The sequence below is a fragment of the Variovorax sp. GW821-FHT09D05 genome (assembly GCF_059416325.1).
In genome coordinates, this window is the sequence record NZ_JBWKOZ010000002.1 from 336,610 (window position 1) to 353,147 (window position 16,538).

The following is a 16,538-nucleotide window of genomic DNA, read 5'->3' on the forward strand; positions in this document are numbered from 1 at the left end:
TTTGCATGACTACCCGTGTCAGCGGCGGCCGCGAGCGGCACGCCGGGCGCCCGGTGCGAATCGGGATTGACATGAGATTGTTTATGTCTAAACTATTGAACCATGAACAGCATCAGCCCGCTCAAATCCGCTCCCGCTTCGGACCTCCAGCGCATCCTGTGCATTGGCGGGGGGCCGGCGGGTCTCTACTTCGCCCTGTTGATGAAGGCGCGCAACCCTGCGCTGCAGATCACCGTGGTGGAGCGCAACCGCCCCTTCGACACCTTCGGCTGGGGCGTGGTGCTGAGCGACCAGACGCTGGGCAACCTGCGCGCGGCCGACGCCGACACCGCGGCGCTCATCGGCAACGAGTTCCATCACTGGGACGACATCCAGGTGTTCTTCAAGGGCCGCCACGTGCGCTCGGGAGGCCACGGTTTCTGCGGCATCGGCCGCAAGCGGCTGCTGAACATCCTGCAGGAGCGCTGCCTCGCGCTTGGCGTCGATCTGGTGTTCGAGACCGACGCCACCGACGACCAGGCCATTGCCGCGCAGTACAAGGCCGACTTGGTCATTGCCAGCGACGGCCTCAACAGCCGCATCCGCCAGCGCTACGCCGACGTGTTCAAGCCCGACGTCGATCTGCGCAACTGCCGCTTCGTCTGGCTGGGCACGCACCAGACCTTCGACGCCTTCACCTTCGCCTTCGAACAGACCGAGCACGGCTGGTTCCAGGCGCACGCCTACCAGTTCGACGACAAGACATCGACCTTCATCGTCGAGACGCCCGAGGCCGTTTGGAAGGCCCATGGCCTCGACCAGATGGAGCAGCCCGAGGCCATCGCCTTCTGCGAGAAGCTGTTCGCCAAGTACCTCGGTGGCCACTCGCTGATCAGCAATGCCACGCACCTGCGCGGCTCGGCCAACTGGATCCGCTTTCCGCGCGTGGTGTGCGAGCGCTGGACGCACCGCATCGACGTCGAAGGCCGCTCGGTGCCCGTGGTGCTGATGGGCGACGCCGCGCACACGGCGCACTTCTCCATCGGCTCGGGCACCAAGCTCGCGCTGGAAGACGCGATCGACCTGGCCAACGAATTCGCGCAGGGCGGCACGGTCGACCATGTGCTCGAAGGCTACGAAGCGCGCCGCAGCGTCGAGGTACTGAAGATCCAGAACGCCGCGCGCAACTCCACCGAGTGGTTCGAGAACGTGCCGCGCTACACCGGCATGGAGATCGAGCAGTTCGCCTATTCGCTGCTCACGCGCTCGCAGCGCATCAGCCACGAGAACCTGCGCGTGCGCGACACGCAATGGCTCGGCGGCTACGAGCAATGGCTTGCGGGCGGCAAGGCGATGGCGCCGATGCTCATGCCCTACAAGGTGCGCGGGCTTACGCTGAAGAATCGCATCCTGGTGTCGCCGATGGCCACCTACAGCGCGGTCGACGGCGTGCCTCAAGACTTTCTGCTCGTGCACCTGGGCGCGCGCGCTCTCGGCGGCGCCGCCATGGTGTTCGTCGAAATGACCAGCCCGACGCCCGAAGGCCGCATCACGCCGGCCTGCACGGGCCTGTACAACGACACGCAGCAGGCCGCGTTCAAGCGCATCGTCGATTTCGTGCACACGCAGTCGAGCGCAAAGATCGCCATGCAGCTCGGCCACAGCGGCCCCAAGGGCTCCACCCGCGTGGGCTGGGAAGGCACCGACGAACCGCTCGAAAGCGGCAACTGGCCGCTGCTGGCTGCGAGCGCGCTGCCCTACGGCGAACAGAACCAGCTGCCCGCCGCCATCACGCGGGCCGAGATGGACACGCTGCGCGACCAGTTCGTCGCCTCCACCCGTCGCGCCGTCGAATGCGGCTTCGACTGGCTCGAACTGCACTGCGCGCACGGCTACCTGTTGTCGGCCTTCATCAGCCCGCTCACCAATCTGCGCACCGATGAATACGGTGGCGACATCGAAGCGCGCTGCCGCTATCCGCTCGAAGTGTTCCGCGCCATGCGCGCCGTGTGGCCAGCAGACAAGCCCATGAGCGTGCGCATCTCCGCGCACGACTGGGCGCCCGGCGGCAACACCGATGCCGATGCAATCGTGATCGCGCGCCTCTTCAAGAAAGCCGGCGCCGACTTCATCGACGTGTCTTCCGGCCAGACCACGCGCGACGCGAAGCCGGTGTACGGCCGCATGTACCAGACGCCGTTCTCGGACCGCATCCGCAACGAGGTCGGCATCTCGACCATCGCGGTCGGCGCCATCACCGACGCCGACCAGGCCAACAGCATCATCGCCGCCGGCCGCGCCGACCTGTGCGCCGTCGCGCGTCCGCACCTGGCCGACCCGGCGTGGACGCTGCACGAAGCCGCCAAGCTGCAGAGCCGCGACGTCGACTGGCCCAAGCAATACCTGAGCGGACGCGACCAGATGTACCGCGAGATCGCCAAGCAGCAACAGCTCGCAGCGGCAGCGAATGCCGCGATGGCCGCCCAGAGCGGCGAGGAGACGCACTGACATGGACCTCGAAGCGCGCGCGCACAGCGAACACCCCGAAGCACTGCGGCTCTGGCTGCGGCTGCTCACCTGCACCCAGCTGATCGAGAAGCAGGTGCGCAACGAACTGCGCTCGCAGTTCGCCACCACGCTGCCGCGCTTCGACCTGATGTCGCAGCTCGAACGCTCGCCCGACGGTCTCAAGATGAACGAGCTCTCGCGCCGCATGATGGTGACGGGCGGCAACGTGACCGGCATCACCGACCAGCTCGTGACCGAAGGGCTGGTCGAGCGCATCAACGTCGAGGGCGACCGCCGCGCCTGGCGCGTGCGCCTCACGCCGCGCGGGCGCAAGCTCTTCAACGAAATGGCGCAGCAGCACGAAGACTGGATCGTCGAGGCCTTCGCGGGCCTCAGCGGCAAGGAGATCTCGCAGCTCCACAAGCTGCTCGGCAAGGTCAAGGAACACTCACACAACCAATTGATAGTGGAGACCGAATGAAGCACTACATCGGCGCAGGCAACCCCATGCGCGCGCAATTCGAAGCGAAGGCAGGCTACAAGGCCGAGCACTTCGCATGGAGCTACGAGGCCGGCGTCGGCACCGTCACGCTGAACCGGCCGGAGCGCAAGAACCCGCTCACGTTCGACTCGTATGCCGAGTTGCGCGACCTGTTCCGCGCGCTGAACTACGCGACCGACGTGAAGGCGATCGTCGTGACCGGCGCGGGCGGCAACTTCTGCTCTGGCGGCGACGTGCACGAGATCATCGGCCCGCTGACCGGCATGCGCATGCCCGAGCTGCTGGAGTTCACGCGCATGACGGGTGACCTGGTGAAGGCGATCCGTGCGTGCCCGCAGCCCATCGTCGGAGCCATCGACGGCGTGTGTGCCGGCGCCGGCGCGATGATCGCTCTGGCCTGCGATCTGCGCTACGGATCGCCCGCCACGCGCACTGCATTCCTCTTCACGCGGGTGGGTCTTGCCGGTGCGGACATGGGCGCCTGCGCACTGCTGCCGCGCGTGATCGGCCAGGGCCGCGCATCGGAGCTGTTGTTCACCGGCCGCGCGATGACGGCGCAGGAAGGCCACGCCTGGGGCTTCTTCAACGCGCTGCACGAAAGCGATGCGCTGCTCGAAGCCGCCACGAAGGTTGCGCGCGAGCTGGCCGAAGGCCCGAGCTTCGCGCACGGCATGACGAAGACCATGCTGTCGCAGGAATGGTCGATGACCATCGACCAGGCCATCGAGGCCGAAGCGCAGGCACAAGCCATCTGCATGCAGACGGAAGACTTCAAGCGCGCGTACGAAGCCTTCGCGGCCAAGCGCAAGCCGGTGTTCGGCGGAGACTGACGCGATGATGACCAAAGCACCCGCCCCGCCATCGACTGCGCACCTTGCGCTGCCGTTCTTCGACGATGCGCATCGCGCGCTCGCCGACGGCCTGCTGCCCTGGGCCGCTGCGCAAGAAGTCGACGAGCGCGATGACCGTGCCGCCTGCCGCGACTGGGTTCAGCAGCTCGGCGCCGGCGGCTGGCTGCGCTACTGCGTGCCGGGCACGTCCGGCGGCGCGCTCGAACGGCTCGACTCGCGTGCCCTCGTGCTGCTGCGCGAAACGCTTGCCTTTCACTCGCCGCTCGCCGACTTCGCGTTCGCGATGCAGGGCCTCGGAAGCGGGGCGATCACACTTGCAGGCACGCCGGAGCAGCACGCCAACTACCTGACGGCGGTTGCCAAGGGCAGCAAGATCGCGGCCTTCGCGCTCAGCGAGCCCGAAGCGGGCTCCGACGTGGGCGCGATGGCAATGCGCGCCGAAGCAACCGCCGACGGCTGGATGCTCAACGGCGAGAAGACCTGGATCAGCAACGGTGGCATCGCCGACTTCTACTGCGTCTTCGCGAAGACCGACCCCACCGGAGGCACGCGCGGCATCACGGCCTTCATCGTCGATGCAACGACGCCCGGCCTCGACACCTCTGCGCACATCGACGTGATGGCACCGCATCCGCTGGCCACGCTGCGCTTCGAAAACTGCATCGTGCCGCGCTCGGCGCAGCTCGGCGAGCTCAACGGCGGCTTCAAGCTCGCGATGCGCACGCTCGACATCTTCCGCGCTTCGGTAGCGGCTGCTGCGCTCGGCATGGGTCGTCGCGCGTTGGCTGAAGCCATTGCGCATTCGAAGAGCCGCCGCATGTTCGGCCAGACGCTGGCCGACTTCCAGCTCACGCAGGCCAAGCTCGGCGAGATGGCCGCGCTGATCGACAGCGCCGCGCTGCTCACGTACCGCGCTGCGTGGATGCGCGACGACGCAGAGCAACGCGGTGCACCGGCAGTGGGCGACGTCTCTGCCGCAGCCGCAATGGCCAAGATGTGCGCCACCGAAAACGCAAGCCGCGTGATCGACATGTCGCTACAGATGCACGGCGGCCTCGGCGTGAAGGTTGGCACGAAGATTGAAAGCCTCTACCGCGACATCCGCTCGCTGCGCATCTACGAGGGCGCGACGGAAGTCCAACAACTGATCATCGGTAAATCTGTTCTGCGGGGATAAACACCGTGTCTGCCCAAGTCGACCGCTTCGTTCACGACCGCCTGCCGCCTGCCGCGCAGCTGCCCGTCTTTCGCTACGAACTGCCCGAGCTGCAGTTGCCCGACCAGCTGAACCTGGTCGAGGAGTTGCTCGACAAAGCGGTGGCCAAGGGCCTCGGCGACAAGCCGATGCTGCGTTCGCCGCAGGGCACGCTGACGTACGCGCAAGCGGCCGTCGAGGTCAATCGCATCGCGCAGGTGCTGACGGAAGACCTCGGACTCGTGCCGGGCAATCGCGTGCTGCTGCGTGGCGGCAACTCGGTGGCCATGGCGCTGTCGTGGCTCGCGGTGGTGAAGGCCGGGCTGATCGCGGTGGCAACGATGCCGCTGCTGCGCGCGAAGGAGCTGGGCGAGATCATCGAGAAGGCGCAACCCGTGGCCGCGCTGTGCGATGGGCGCCTGCTCGACGAACTCGTGATCGCTCAGCAGGCACATCCGGTGCTCGCCACGGTGATTGCATTCAACAAGCCTGAAGCGGATGACTCGCTCTCTGCACGCGCGGAGAAGAAGAGCGGTGTGTTCAAGGCCTGCCCCACGGCATCGGACGACATCGCGCTGCTGGCATTCACATCGGGCACCACGGGCAAGCCGAAGGCGCCCGTCACCACACACCGCGACGTGCTCGCGATGTGCGAGACCTGGCCGCGCCATGTGCTGCGCGCGCGCAGCGACGACATCGTGGTGGGCTCTCCGCCGCTGGCCTTCACCTTCGGCCTCGGTGGGCTGCTGGTGTTCCCGATGTGGGCGGGGGCTTCGGTCTACTTTCCCGATGCGCCGTTCACGCCCGAGGGGCTGGTGAAGCTCATCAACGAGGTCGGCGCGACCATCTGCTACACGGCGCCCACGTTCTATCGCCAGATGGCGCCGTTCGTGAAGCAGCACGGCATGCCCAGCCTGCGCATCAGCGTGAGCGCCGGCGAGGCCCTGCCCGACGCCACGCGCCAACTGTGGAAGGACGCCACCGGCATCGAGATGCTCGACGGCATCGGCGGCACCGAGGTGTTCCACATCTACATTTCGGCTGCGGGCGGCGACGTGCGCCGCGGCGCGGTCGGCAAGGCAGTGCCGGGCTTCACCGCGAAGGTGGTGGACAACGAAGGCAACGAGGTGCCGCGCGGCACGGTCGGCAAACTCGCGCTGCAGGGCCCAGTGGGCTGCCGCTATCTCGACGATCCGCGCCAGGCCGACTACGTGAAGAACGGCTGGAACTATCCGGGCGATTCGTTCGTGCAGGACGACGACGGCTATTTCTTCTACCAGGCACGCGCCGACGACATGATCATCACGGCCGGCTACAACGTCGGCGGTCCGGAGGTCGAAGACGCGCTGCTCAAGCACCCGGCCGTGGCCGAGTGCGGCGTGATCGGCAAGCCCGATGCCGACCGCGGCATGATCGTGAAAGCGTTCTGTGTCCTCAAGCCCGGTAACGAGGGCAACGCAGCCCTCGTGAAAGCGCTGCAGGACCACGTGAAGGCGACGATTGCGCCTTTCAAATACCCGCGGGAAATCGAGTTCGTGCCGGTGCTGCCACGCACCGAAACCGGCAAGCTCCAGCGATTCAAACTGAGACAACTCAACACAACATCATGATCCACAAACTCCTGCAGCCCGAAGGCTGGCTGCCTCCCAAAGGTTATGCGAACGGCGTTGCCGCGCGCGGCACGACGCTGTTCGTCGGCGGACAGATCGGCTGGAATGCGCAGCAGCAGTTCGAGTCGGACGACTTCATCGACCAATGCGGCCTGGCGCTGCGCAATATCGCCGAGGTGCTGCGCGCAGGCGGTGCGGGCCCTGAACACATGGTGCGCATGACCTGGTACGTGACGGACCGCGACGAGTACAGCAGCCGGCTCGCCGAGCTCGGCCCCGTCTACCGCGATGCGATGGGCCGCAACTTCCCGGCCATGACCTGCGTGCAGGTGGCGGCACTGGTCGAGCACCGCGCGAAGGTCGAGATCGAGGTGACGGCAGTCATTCCAGACTGATTGACGCCGCCCCGAAACGCTTGCGGTACTCCGCGGGCGTGATGCCGACCTGCCGCTGGAACGCGCGGCGCAGCGTATCGGCATCGGCGAATCCGCATTCATATGCCACCTGCTTGGGTGCCGCGTCTCCAGCCTCCAGCAGGCGGCGCGCGGCGGCCACGCGAACGTCTTCCACCCACGCCGCGGGTGTGACTCCGACCTCCTGCCTGAAGAGCCGCGCGAAGTGACGTTCGCTGAGGCCCATGCGCGCCGCGAGATTCGCAACGCCGTGATCCTCGGCAGGGTTGGCCGAGATCCAGCGCTGGACCTCCTGAAGGGCCGAACGGCCGGTGGGCGCGGCCTCGCCCTTGCGGCTGAACTGCATCTGGCCGCCAGGGCGCTTGAAGAACATCACGAGCTGCGCGGCAACCTTCATTGCGATGTCGCGGCCGAGGTCTTCTTCCACCAGTGCGAGCGATAGGTCCAGGCCCGCCGTGACACCTGCGGCGGTGCGCAGGCGGCCGTCGCGCACGTGGATGGCATCGGCGTCGACGGTGACCGAAGGGAACTCCTGCGCGAGCTGGTCGGCAACGGCCCAGTGCGTGGTGACGCGCCGGCCGTTCAGGAGCCCGGCCTGGGCCAGCACGAAGGCGCCACTGCAGACCGAGCCGAAACGGCGCATCTTGGGTGTGAGTTTCCTCAGCCACGTGGTCACGTTGGCATCGGACACCGCGTCGGCCGCGTGCGGAGAGCCCGCGACGAGCAGTGTGTGAATGGGTTCGTCCATTGCATCGCCGATGACTGCATCGGGCATGAGCCGCACACCCGAGGAACTGCGAACTGGCCCTCGCCGGGTTGCGATCACCTGCAGCCTGTAGGCCTGCGAACGAGCTTGCAGGTTGGCCTCGGCGAACACGTCGAGCGGGCCGGACACATCCAACAACTGGACGCCGGGCATGGCGAGGATGGCGACGGTCTTCGGAGCTTTCATGGATCTGTGGCGCTTTCGGACGGACAATGTCTGGATTCGCCGCACTACGTCAAATGAGGCCATCACAGCCTACTCCTAAAGTTGTCTCAACTTCACAGGAGAAATCCAAATGACTTTGACGACGACTGATATCGAAGGGGTGCGCATCCCCGACAGCAAGCTCGCACACGAGATCACGGAACTGGTCCGGGACACGGCCCCGCCGCTGCTCTTTCACCATTCGAGCCGGGTCTACTACTTCGGAGCGCTCGCCGGCAAGCGCCGCGGGCTGACCTTCGACCCGGAGCTGCTGTACGCCGGCGCGATGTTCCACGACATGGGGCTGGTGAAGAAGCACAGCAGCGCGCACGAGCGCTTCGAAGTCGACGGCGCGAACGTGGCGCGCGACTTCCTGTGCGGGCATGGAATCTCGAAGCAGGACATCGACCTGGTGTGGACCTCGATCGCGCTGCACACGACGCCGGGCATCCCGCAGCACATGCATCCGGTGGTGGCGCTGGTCACGGCCGGCGTCGAGATGGACGTGCTGGGCCTGACCTACAAGGAGTACAGCGAGGCCGAGCGCACGAAGGTCGTGCATGCGCATCCGCGCACCGAACACTTCAAAGAAGACATCATCCAGGCCTTCTACGATGGCATCCGGCACAAGCCGGAGACGACGTTCGGGAACGTCAAGGCGGACGTGATCGCGGACAAGGAGCCGCACTTCCACCAGGGCAACTTCTGCAGCGTAATCCGCTGCTCGGCCTGGCACGGTTAAGGCCAAGCGAGCGCGCAAATTCCGGAAACAAAAAAGCCCTCTTTGCGAGGGCTTTTTCAATTCATTTACCGGCCGAGAAAAAAGGCCCTTTGAATTCAAAGGGCCTTTTAAATTGGTTGCGCGAGCAAGATTTGAACTTGCGACCTTTGGGTTATGAGCCCAACGAGCTACCAGGCTGCTCCATCGCGCGGCAAGATGGAATTATAGCTTATTCAGCAGCGTTTTGCTCGGCTGCTTCTTCTTTAATTTCAGGACGGTCGACCAGTTCGACGAGTGCCATCGGAGCGTTGTCGCCCACGCGGAAACCCATCTTCAGGATGCGGGTGTAGCCGCCCGGACGCGCGGCGAAACGCGGGCCGAGTTCGCCGAAGAGCTTGACGACGCTGTCGCGGCTGCGCAGGCGATCGAAAGCCAGGCGCTTATTGGCCAGCGTGGGCTTCTTGGCGAGCGTGATCATTGGTTCGATGACGCGGCGCAGTTCCTTGGCCTTGGGGACCGTGGTCTTGATGACTTCGTGCTCGATGAGCGAATTCATCATGTTCTGCAGCATCGCAAGGCGGTGCGAGCTGGTGCGGTTGAGTTTGCGAAGTCCGTGTCCGTGACGCATGGTGCTTTCCTTTACTTTATAAAAACAGGCAGCCGTATCAGGTACTGCCCGGTGCACTGGCCCTTTTAAGGGAGCCTATTTCAAAAATTCAAATCAACGCTTGTCGAGACCAGCCGGCGGCCAGCTTTCGAGCTTCATACCCAAGGTCAGGCCGCGCGAAGCGAGGACTTCCTTGATTTCGTTGAGCGACTTGCGACCCAGATTCGGGGTCTTGAGCAACTCGTTTTCGGTGCGCTGAATCAGGTCACCGATGTAGTAGATGTTTTCGGCCTTCAGGCAGTTTGCCGAACGCACAGTGAGCTCGAGCTCGTCAACAGGGCGCAGCAGGATCGGATCGAATTGCTGTGCGCTGCGCGGTGCCGGTGCATCGAATGCAGCGAGTTCGCCGCCTTCGAGCTGCGCAAACACGGCGAGCTGTTCGACCAGGATTTTAGCCGATGCGCGCACAGCGTCTTCGGCGGTGATCGCACCGTTGGTTTCGATTTCAACCAGCAGCTTGTCGAGGTCGGTACGCTGTTCGACACGGGCGCTTTCGACCGTATAGCTCACGCGCTTTACGGGCGAGAACGACGCGTCGAGAACGATACGGCCAATCGACTTGGTCGGCTCGTCGGCGTAGCGGCGCATCGTGCCGGGCACGTAGCCACGACCCTTTTCGACCTTGATCTGCATGTCGAGCTTGCCGCCTTGCGACAGGTGCGCGATCACGTGGTCAGGGTTGATGATTTCGACGTCGTGCGGGGTCTGGATGTCCGACGCCAGGACCGGGCCTTCGCCGTCCTTGCGCAGGCTCAGCGTGACTTCGTCGCGGTTGTGGAGCTTGAACACCACGCCCTTGAGATTCAGCAGGATGTTGACGACATCTTCCTGCACGCCGTCGATCGACGAGTACTCATGCAGAACGCCAGCGATCGTGACTTCGGTGGCCGAGTAGCCGACCATGGACGACAGCAGAACGCGACGCAGCGCGTTGCCGAGCGTGTGGCCGTAGCCGCGCTCGAAAGGTTCGAGCGTGACCTTGGCCTTGTTGGGGGCAAGTTGCTCGACCTGGATGGTCTTGGGTTTCAGCAGGGTGGTTTGCATGCAGACTTCCTCTCAATACCCCCGGCTCGTTACACCGGTAAGGCTGGTGAAGCACCTGATCCGCGACGAAGCGCGGAGCAGGAACGTGAACAACAATATCAATCTCCCGCCAGCGCAAAGACGCGCAAGCGGGTAGAAAAAATCAACGCGAATACAGTTCGACGATCAGCGATTCGTTGATGTCGGCGGCGAATTCGTCGCGATCGGGCACCTTCTTGAACGTGCCTTCGGCCTTGTCGGCATTCACGTCGACCCAAGCCGGAATACCGACTTGCTGGGCGAGTTGCAGCGCTTCGACAATGCGGTTCTGCTTCTTCGACTTGTCGCGCACGGCGATCACGTCGCCGGTCTTGACCAGGTACGACGGGATGTTGACCGACTGACCGTTCACCGTGATCGCCTTGTGCGACACGAGCTGGCGCGCTTCGGCGCGGGTCGAGCCGAAGCCCATGCGGTAGACGACGTTGTCCAGGCGCGATTCGAGGATGAACAGCAGGTTGGCGCCGGTGTTGCCACGGCGACGATCAGCTTCTTCGAAGTAGCGGCGGAATTGCTTTTCGAGCACGCCGTACATGCGCTTGACCTTCTGCTTTTCACGCAGTTGCAGGCCGTAGTCGGAAGTGCGCTGACCCGAGGTACGACCGTGCTGGCCGGGCTTGGAGTCGAACTTGGCCTTGTCCTGGATCGAACGGCGGGCGCTCTTCAGGAACAGGTCGGTGCCTTCACGGCGGGAAAGTTTGGCCTTGGGGCCGAGGTAACGTGCCACGATTTTTCCTTTGTGTCATCTGCCGCAGTTGCCTGCGGGAGCCATCGGCGAAACGCGGATGGCGGTGGGCTTAGTTAAAAAACAAATGCGCAGCCGCTATTCAAAGCTGGCTGCGCCTTGCGGACTGACGATCAGATGCGGCGACGCTTCTGGGGACGGCAGCCGTTGTGCGGAACGGGCGTCACGTCGGCAATGGAATTGATCCGGATGCCGAGCGCAGCCAGTGCGCGCACCGACGATTCGCGACCGGGGCCAGGGCCCTTGATCTCGACGTCGAGGTTCTTGATACCTTGTTCGACAGCAGCACGGCCGGCCACTTCGGAAGCCACCTGCGCAGCGAACGGCGTCGACTTGCGCGAGCCCTTGAAGCCCTGGCCACCCGACGAAGCCCACGACAGGGCGTTGCCCTGGCGATCGGTGATCGTGATGATGGTGTTGTTGAACGAAGCGTGCACGTGAGCGATACCGTCCGCGACGTTCTTGCGAACCTTCTTGCGAACGCGCTGTGCGGCGTTGTTTGCAGGTGCTTTAGCCATGCTGTTCTATCCTTATTTCTTCAGGGACTGCGCAGCCTTGCGCGGACCCTTGCGGGTGCGAGCGTTGGTGCGCGTGCGCTGGCCGCGCATCGGCAGGCCGCGACGGTGACGGAAGCCGCGATAGCAGCCGATGTCCATCAAACGCTTGATGTTCATCGTCGTCTCGCGACGCAGATCGCCTTCGATGGTGAACAGAGCGATCTGGTCGCGGATCTTTTCGAGATCGGCGTCGGTCAGATCCTTGATCTTCTTCGAATATTCGATGCCGCTCGCTTCGCAGATCTGACGGGCGCGGGTGCGACCGATGCCGAAGATGGCGGTCAGGCCGATTTCAGCGTGCTTGTGCGGCGGAATGTTGATGCCAGCAATACGTGCCATGTGCGTCCTCTAATACTCTTCAATCAACCCTGGCGCTGCTTGTGGCGCGGGTCGGTGCAAATCACACGCACCACACCTTTACGGCGGATGACCTTGCAATTACGGCAGATGGTTTTGACCGAAGCCGAAACTCTCATTTCATTCTCCTAAAACTGTTTAACGTGGCGGTCTACCGCCCGGACTCAATACTGAAACACAGCCCTACGATGTCTTGAAGTTCGCCTTCTTCAGCAGCGATTCGTACTGCTGGGACATCATGTAGTTTTGCACCTGGGCCATGAAGTCCATCGTGACGACCACGATGATCAGCAGGGAGGTACCACCGAAGTAGAACGGCACGTTGTACTTCAGGATCAGGAACTCGGGCAGCAGGCAGACGAAGGTGATGTACACCGCGCCAGCCAACGTCAGGCGAACCAGAATCTTGTCGATGTAGCGAGCGGTCTGGTCACCCGGGCGAATGCCAGGAATGAATGCACCACTCTTCTTCAGGTTGTCGGCCGTTTCCTTGCTGTTGAACACGAGTGCCGTGTAGAAGAAGCAGAAGAAAACGATCGCAGCAGCGTACAGCAGCACGTAGATCGGCTCGCCCGGACGCAGAGCGCCGGCAACATCCTTGATCCAGCGGAAGCCGCCTTCACCGGTGCTGAACCAGCCAACCACCGTTGCGGGCAGCAGGATGATCGACGAAGCGAAGATCGGCGGGATCACACCGGCCATGTTCAGCTTCAAGGGCAGGTGCGACGACTGGCCGCCATAGACCTTGTTACCGACCTGGCGCCGCGCATAGTTCACGAGGATCTTGCGCTGACCGCGTTCGACGAACACCACGAAGTAGGTGACCAGCACCACCACCGCGACGATGAAGAGCGCGACGATGACATTCATGGCACCGGTACGCACCAGCTCCAGCAGGCCGCCGATGGCGTTGGGCAGACCGGCCGCGATACCTGCAAAGATCAGGATCGAGATGCCGTTGCCCAGGCCGCGTTCGGTGATCTGCTCGCCGAGCCACATCAGGAACATCGAACCTGCCGTCAAGCTCACCATGGCGGTCAGGCGGAAGCCGAAACCAGGCGAGATGACCAGACCGGCCGACGACTCGAGAGCCACCGCGATGCTGAACGACTGGAACAGAGCCAGGCCCAGCGCACCGTAGCGCGTGTACTGCGTGATCTTGCGGCGGCCGGCCTCGCCTTCCTTCTTCAATTGCTCGAAGGTCGGAAGCACGTAGGTCATCAGCTGCATGATGATCGACGCCGAGATGTACGGCATGATCCCCAACGCGAACACGGTGAAGCGCGACAGCGCCCCGCCCGAGAACATGTTGAACAGGCTCAGAATGCCGCCCTGCTGGCCCTGGAACAGCGCCGCCAGCTGGTCCGGGTTGATACCCGGCACAGGAATGTGCGCGCCAATCCGGTAGACCACGAGCGCGAGCAGCAAAAAGACGAGCCGACGGCGGAGGTCGCCGAACTTGCCTGTTTTTGCGATCGTTGCCGCGTTAGTTGCCACGAAGAACTTCTTTCAGTCCGATGGTGATCAGGCGATGCTGCCGCCGGCCGCTTCGATCGCAGCCTTGGCGCCAGCCGTTGCGCCCACGCCCGTCAGCTTGACGGCCTTGGTGAGCTCACCGGTCTTGACGATCTTGACGACCTTGGCGAGCTGGCCAACGAGGCCGGCTTGCTTCAGCGCCAGGACGTCCACTTCGGCCAGGCCGAGCTGCTCGAGGGCAGTCAGCGTGACTTCGGCGTTGAACTTCAGCAGATGCGACTTGAAGCCACGCTTCGGCAGCCGGCGCTGCAGCGGCATTTGACCGCCTTCGAAGCCGACCTTGTGGAAACCGCCTGCGCGCGACTTCTGGCCCTTGTGACCGCGACCTGCGGTCTTGCCGATGCCGGAGCCGATACCGCGGCCGACGCGGCGCTTGGCGTGCTTGGCGCCATCCGCCGGCTTGATGCCATTGAGTTCCATATCAGTCTCTCTTACAGAACTTTGACCAGATAACTGATCTTGTTGATCATGCCGCGCACCGCAGGGGTGTCTTGCAGCTCGCTCACGCTGTTGAGCTTGCGCAGGCCGAGGCCACGCACGGTCGCGCGATGCGATTCCTTGGTACCGATCGGGCTCTTGACCAATTGGACCTTGAGGGTTTGTTGTTGCGTCGTCATTTGAATGCTTCTTTCGGCTTGCGCTTAAGCGAAGATTTCTTCGACGGTGAGGCCGCGCTTGGCAGCCACCTGGCCCGCCGTCGTCGAGTTCTTCAACCCGTCGAGCGTGGCGCGAACCATGTTGTAGGGGTTCGACGAACCATGGCTCTTGGCCACGATGTCGGTGATGCCCATCACTTCGAACACGGCGCGCATCGGGCCGCCGGCGATGATGCCGGTACCCTTGGGAGCCGGATACATCACGACCGTCGCAGCGCCATGGTGGCCTTGCACCTGGTGGTGCAGCGTGCCGTTCTTGATCGAAACCTTCAGCAGGTTGCGACGCGCTTCTTCCATGGCCTTCTGCACTGCAGCGGGCACTTCCTTCGACTTGCCCTTGCCCATGCCGACGCGACCATCGCCATCACCGACCACGGTGAGTGCTGCGAAACCGAGGATACGACCACCCTTCACCACCTTGGTGACACGGTTGATCGCGATCATCTTCTCGCGCAAACCGTCCTCGGGGCCTTCGTTCTGCGTTCTTGCCTGAATCTTTGCCATTTTGAATCTCGTGTCCGGTTAGAACTGCAGGCCGGCTTCGCGGGCGGCCTCGGCCAGCGCCTTGACGCGGCCGTGGTATGCGAAACCTGCGCGATCGAAGGCGACCTTCTCGACGCCGGCAGCCTTCGCCTTTTCAGCGATGCGCTTGCCGACGGCGGTGGCTGCAGCGGCGTTGCCGCCCTTGCCCGAACCGCCGAGCGAGGTACGCACTTCGGCTTCTGCCGTCGATGCGGTTGCAATCACCTTGGTGCCGTCGTCGGAGATGACGGTCGCGTAGATGTGCAGGTTGGTGCGGTTCACCGTCAGACGGGCCACGCCCTGCGTCGCAATGCGAATGCGGGTCTGGCGCGAGCGGCGAAGACGCTGTGCTTTTTTGGTCAACATCATTTTGCTGCCCCTTACTTCTTCTTGGTCTCTTTGATCACGATCTTCTCGTCCGCATAGCGGATGCCCTTGCCCTTGTAGGGCTCTGGCGGACGAACAGCGCGGATCTCAGCGGCGATTTGACCAACGCGCTGACGGTCAGCACCCTTGATCACGATTTCGGTCGGGGTCGCGGTGGCCACCGTGATGCCTTGCGGCATGTCGATGTTGACCGGGTGCGAGTAACCGACTTGCAGGTTCAACTTGTTGTTGGACGCTGCAGCCTTGTAGCCGACGCCGATCAGGCTGAGCTTCTTCTCGAAGCCCTTCGTGACGCCGACGACCATGTTGTTCACCAGCTGGCGAATCGTGCCGCTCATCGCGTTCGCTTCACGCGACTCGTTTGCGGGCTCGAAGCTCAGCTTGCCGTCATTGCTGACGATTTTCACCAGTGCATTGCGCGACAGGCTGAGCGTGCCGCCCGTGCCCTTGACGCTGATCTGGTCTTCCTTGATCGACACATCCACGCCTGCGGGGATGGTGATCGGCATTTTTCCTACTCGGGACATTTCAGTAACTCCTCGATGTCTCGGTTAGGCGACGTAGCACAGAACTTCGCCGCCGACACCGGTGGCGCGAGCCTTGCGGTCGGTCATCACGCCCTTGGGGGTCGTGACGATCGCAACGCCGAGGCCATTCTGAACCTGCGGAATGGAAGCACTCGCCTTGTAGACGCGCAGGCCAGGGCGGCTCACGCGCTCGATGCGCTCGATGACCGGACGGCCAGCGTAGTACTTCAGCGAAATTTCAAGCTCGCTCTTGCCGGCTTCGGTCTTGACCTGGAAGCCGTCGATGTAGCCCTCGTCCTTCAGGACTTGTGCGATCGCGATCTTCACCTTGGAAGACGGGACCGACACGGTGGGCTTCGCCACCATCTGCGCGTTACGGATACGCGTCAGCAGGTCGGCAATGGGATCACTCATGCTCATGTTGTTTGCTCCTGCCTGGCTTACCAGCTGGCCTTGGTGACACCGGGGATGTCGCCATTGAAAGCCAGTTCGCGGATCTTGGCGCGGGCCAGACCGAATTGACGGAAGGTGCCACGCGGGCGACCGGTGATTTCGCAACGGTTGCGCTGACGCGTGGGGTTCGCGTTGCGCGGGAGCTTTTGCAGGCCCAGGCGGGCTGCAGCGCGCTCTTCGTCGCTCTTCTTCACGTCGTTGGAGATTGCCTTCAGTTCCGCGTGCTTCGCAGCGAACTTGGCAACCAGCTTGTCGCGCTTGAGTTCGCGCTGGATCAAAGATGCTTTAGCCACAGATCA

22 protein-coding genes and 1 tRNA gene are annotated in these 16,538 nt (G+C 63.5%); 7 read left to right on the forward strand and 16 right to left on the reverse strand.

Annotated features, from left to right (window positions below):
- The first annotated feature begins 102 nt into the window (after nt 1–102).
- From AC07O3_RS06160 to AC07O3_RS06185, 6 genes are read left to right on the forward strand one after another with little or no spacing between them, the layout of a single operon-like run.
- Nucleotides 103–2,487 (forward strand): bifunctional salicylyl-CoA 5-hydroxylase/oxidoreductase, encoded by a 2,385-nt coding sequence (locus AC07O3_RS06160; protein ID WP_495338847.1) that lies wholly within the window; start codon nt 103–105, stop codon nt 2,485–2,487.
- A gap of 1 nt (nt 2,488) precedes the next feature.
- Nucleotides 2,489–2,968 carry a MarR family winged helix-turn-helix transcriptional regulator gene (locus AC07O3_RS06165; RefSeq protein WP_093059368.1) on the forward strand — a complete coding sequence of 160 codons (480 nt, stop codon included), beginning with the start codon at nt 2,489–2,491 and terminating at the stop codon, nt 2,966–2,968.
- Complete coding sequence (locus AC07O3_RS06170; RefSeq protein ID WP_093059370.1) at nt 2,965–3,819, forward strand: enoyl-CoA hydratase family protein; 855 nt, start codon at nt 2,965–2,967, stop codon at nt 3,817–3,819. Before AC07O3_RS06165 ends, AC07O3_RS06170 begins: the two co-directional genes overlap by 4 nt.
- A gap of 4 nt (nt 3,820–3,823) precedes the next feature.
- The gene (locus AC07O3_RS06175; RefSeq protein WP_495338848.1) at nt 3,824–5,017 is read left to right on the forward strand and encodes an acyl-CoA dehydrogenase family protein; all 1,194 of its coding nucleotides are present in this window, start codon (nt 3,824–3,826) and stop codon (nt 5,015–5,017) included.
- A gap of 5 nt (nt 5,018–5,022) precedes the next feature.
- Nucleotides 5,023–6,645, forward strand: coding sequence for an AMP-binding protein (locus tag AC07O3_RS06180; RefSeq protein ID WP_495338849.1), 1,623 nt, complete (start codon nt 5,023–5,025; stop codon nt 6,643–6,645).
- Nucleotides 6,642–7,040 carry a RidA family protein gene (locus AC07O3_RS06185; protein WP_093059376.1) on the forward strand — a complete coding sequence of 133 codons (399 nt, stop codon included), beginning with the start codon at nt 6,642–6,644 and terminating at the stop codon, nt 7,038–7,040. The genes AC07O3_RS06180 and AC07O3_RS06185 overlap by 4 nt, the downstream gene beginning before the upstream one ends.
- Here AC07O3_RS06185 and AC07O3_RS06190 read toward each other — a convergent pair.
- Nucleotides 7,027–8,010: a GlxA family transcriptional regulator gene (locus tag AC07O3_RS06190; protein WP_426390722.1), complete on the reverse strand. Its 984-nt coding sequence runs from the start codon at nt 8,008–8,010 to the stop codon at nt 7,027–7,029. The genes AC07O3_RS06185 and AC07O3_RS06190 overlap by 14 nt on opposite strands.
- Nucleotides 8,011–8,119: 109 nt before the next feature.
- On the opposite strand from AC07O3_RS06190, the gene AC07O3_RS06195 reads away from it, so the two are divergent.
- The gene (locus AC07O3_RS06195; protein WP_495338850.1) at nt 8,120–8,770 is read left to right on the forward strand and encodes an HD domain-containing protein; all 651 of its coding nucleotides are present in this window, start codon (nt 8,120–8,122) and stop codon (nt 8,768–8,770) included.
- Nucleotides 8,771–8,883: 113 nt separating this feature from the next.
- Here AC07O3_RS06195 and AC07O3_RS06200 read toward each other — a convergent pair.
- From AC07O3_RS06200 to rpsN, 15 genes are all read right to left on the reverse strand, one after another.
- A tRNA-Met gene (locus AC07O3_RS06200) sits at nt 8,884–8,960 on the reverse strand.
- A gap of 18 nt (nt 8,961–8,978) precedes the next feature.
- Entirely contained in the window at nt 8,979–9,377 is a 399-nt protein-coding gene (gene rplQ, locus AC07O3_RS06205; protein WP_093059382.1) for a 50S ribosomal protein L17, read from the reverse strand.
- A 93-nt stretch (nt 9,378–9,470) separates the two neighbouring features.
- The gene (locus AC07O3_RS06210; RefSeq protein WP_093059385.1) at nt 9,471–10,460 is read right to left on the reverse strand and encodes a DNA-directed RNA polymerase subunit alpha; all 990 of its coding nucleotides are present in this window, start codon (nt 10,458–10,460) and stop codon (nt 9,471–9,473) included.
- A 142-nt stretch (nt 10,461–10,602) separates the two neighbouring features.
- Complete coding sequence (rpsD, locus tag AC07O3_RS06215; protein WP_009124826.1) at nt 10,603–11,226, reverse strand: 30S ribosomal protein S4; 624 nt, start codon at nt 11,224–11,226, stop codon at nt 10,603–10,605.
- A 131-nt stretch (nt 11,227–11,357) separates the two neighbouring features.
- Nucleotides 11,358–11,762, reverse strand: coding sequence for a 30S ribosomal protein S11 (rpsK, locus tag AC07O3_RS06220; protein ID WP_009124825.1), 405 nt, complete (start codon nt 11,760–11,762; stop codon nt 11,358–11,360).
- Nucleotides 11,763–11,774: 12 nt separating this feature from the next.
- Nucleotides 11,775–12,140 (reverse strand): 30S ribosomal protein S13, encoded by a 366-nt coding sequence (gene rpsM / locus AC07O3_RS06225; RefSeq protein ID WP_013544105.1) that lies wholly within the window; start codon nt 12,138–12,140, stop codon nt 11,775–11,777.
- A gap of 23 nt (nt 12,141–12,163) precedes the next feature.
- Nucleotides 12,164–12,277: a 50S ribosomal protein L36 gene (rpmJ, locus tag AC07O3_RS06230; protein WP_013544106.1), complete on the reverse strand. Its 114-nt coding sequence runs from the start codon at nt 12,275–12,277 to the stop codon at nt 12,164–12,166.
- A 64-nt stretch (nt 12,278–12,341) separates the two neighbouring features.
- A complete protein-coding gene (gene secY, locus AC07O3_RS06235) occupies nt 12,342–13,655 on the reverse strand; it encodes a preprotein translocase subunit SecY (protein WP_093059387.1) in 1,314 nt (437 codons plus the stop codon).
- Nucleotides 13,656–13,682: 27 nt separating this feature from the next.
- Nucleotides 13,683–14,114, reverse strand: coding sequence for a 50S ribosomal protein L15 (gene rplO / locus AC07O3_RS06240; protein WP_093059389.1), 432 nt, complete (start codon nt 14,112–14,114; stop codon nt 13,683–13,685).
- A gap of 11 nt (nt 14,115–14,125) precedes the next feature.
- A complete protein-coding gene (gene rpmD / locus AC07O3_RS06245; protein WP_009124818.1) occupies nt 14,126–14,311 on the reverse strand; it encodes a 50S ribosomal protein L30 in 186 nt (61 codons plus the stop codon).
- 24 nt (nt 14,312–14,335) lie between these two features.
- The gene (gene rpsE, locus AC07O3_RS06250; RefSeq protein ID WP_093059391.1) at nt 14,336–14,854 is read right to left on the reverse strand and encodes a 30S ribosomal protein S5; all 519 of its coding nucleotides are present in this window, start codon (nt 14,852–14,854) and stop codon (nt 14,336–14,338) included.
- A gap of 18 nt (nt 14,855–14,872) precedes the next feature.
- Nucleotides 14,873–15,238, reverse strand: coding sequence for a 50S ribosomal protein L18 (gene rplR, locus AC07O3_RS06255; protein WP_042672913.1), 366 nt, complete (start codon nt 15,236–15,238; stop codon nt 14,873–14,875).
- 14 nt (nt 15,239–15,252) lie between these two features.
- On the reverse strand, nt 15,253–15,786 hold the full coding sequence (rplF, locus tag AC07O3_RS06260) for a 50S ribosomal protein L6 (protein ID WP_093059393.1): 534 nt from the start codon (nt 15,784–15,786) through the stop codon (nt 15,253–15,255).
- A gap of 24 nt (nt 15,787–15,810) precedes the next feature.
- A complete protein-coding gene (gene rpsH / locus AC07O3_RS06265; protein WP_093059395.1) occupies nt 15,811–16,206 on the reverse strand; it encodes a 30S ribosomal protein S8 in 396 nt (131 codons plus the stop codon).
- Nucleotides 16,207–16,226: 20 nt separating this feature from the next.
- Entirely contained in the window at nt 16,227–16,532 is a 306-nt protein-coding gene (gene rpsN / locus AC07O3_RS06270; RefSeq protein ID WP_042577476.1) for a 30S ribosomal protein S14, read from the reverse strand.
- Nucleotides 16,533–16,538 lie beyond the last annotated feature (6 nt).

Bases quoted from the DNA above. Each gene is read 5' to 3' on its own strand.
- AC07O3_RS06160 (WP_495338847.1), top strand. From the start codon at position 103: ATGAACAGCATCAGCCCGCTCAAATCCGCTCCCGCTTCGGACCTCCAG.
- AC07O3_RS06165 (WP_093059368.1), top strand. From the start codon at position 2,489: ATGGACCTCGAAGCGCGCGCGCACAGCGAACACCCCGAAGCACTGCGG.
- AC07O3_RS06170 (WP_093059370.1), top strand. From the start codon at position 2,965: ATGAAGCACTACATCGGCGCAGGCAACCCCATGCGCGCGCAATTCGAA.
- AC07O3_RS06175 (WP_495338848.1), top strand. From the start codon at position 3,824: ATGATGACCAAAGCACCCGCCCCGCCATCGACTGCGCACCTTGCGCTG.
- AC07O3_RS06185 (WP_093059376.1), top strand. From the start codon at position 6,642: ATGATCCACAAACTCCTGCAGCCCGAAGGCTGGCTGCCTCCCAAAGGT.
- AC07O3_RS06190 (WP_426390722.1), bottom strand. From the start codon at position 8,010: ATGAAAGCTCCGAAGACCGTCGCCATCCTCGCCATGCCCGGCGTCCAG.
- AC07O3_RS06195 (WP_495338850.1), top strand. From the start codon at position 8,120: ATGACTTTGACGACGACTGATATCGAAGGGGTGCGCATCCCCGACAGC.
- rplQ (WP_093059382.1), bottom strand. From the start codon at position 9,377: ATGCGTCACGGACACGGACTTCGCAAACTCAACCGCACCAGCTCGCAC.
- AC07O3_RS06210 (WP_093059385.1), bottom strand. From the start codon at position 10,460: ATGCAAACCACCCTGCTGAAACCCAAGACCATCCAGGTCGAGCAACTT.
- rpsK (WP_009124825.1), bottom strand. From the start codon at position 11,762: ATGGCTAAAGCACCTGCAAACAACGCCGCACAGCGCGTTCGCAAGAAG.
- rpsM (WP_013544105.1), bottom strand. From the start codon at position 12,140: ATGGCACGTATTGCTGGCATCAACATTCCGCCGCACAAGCACGCTGAA.
- rpmJ (WP_013544106.1), bottom strand. From the start codon at position 12,277: ATGAGAGTTTCGGCTTCGGTCAAAACCATCTGCCGTAATTGCAAGGTC.
- rplO (WP_093059389.1), bottom strand. From the start codon at position 14,114: ATGGAACTCAATGGCATCAAGCCGGCGGATGGCGCCAAGCACGCCAAG.
- rpmD (WP_009124818.1), bottom strand. From the start codon at position 14,311: ATGACGACGCAACAACAAACCCTCAAGGTCCAATTGGTCAAGAGCCCG.
- rpsE (WP_093059391.1), bottom strand. From the start codon at position 14,854: ATGGCAAAGATTCAGGCAAGAACGCAGAACGAAGGCCCCGAGGACGGT.
- rplR (WP_042672913.1), bottom strand. From the start codon at position 15,238: ATGTTGACCAAAAAAGCACAGCGTCTTCGCCGCTCGCGCCAGACCCGC.
- rplF (WP_093059393.1), bottom strand. From the start codon at position 15,786: ATGTCCCGAGTAGGAAAAATGCCGATCACCATCCCCGCAGGCGTGGAT.
- rpsH (WP_093059395.1), bottom strand. From the start codon at position 16,206: ATGAGCATGAGTGATCCCATTGCCGACCTGCTGACGCGTATCCGTAAC.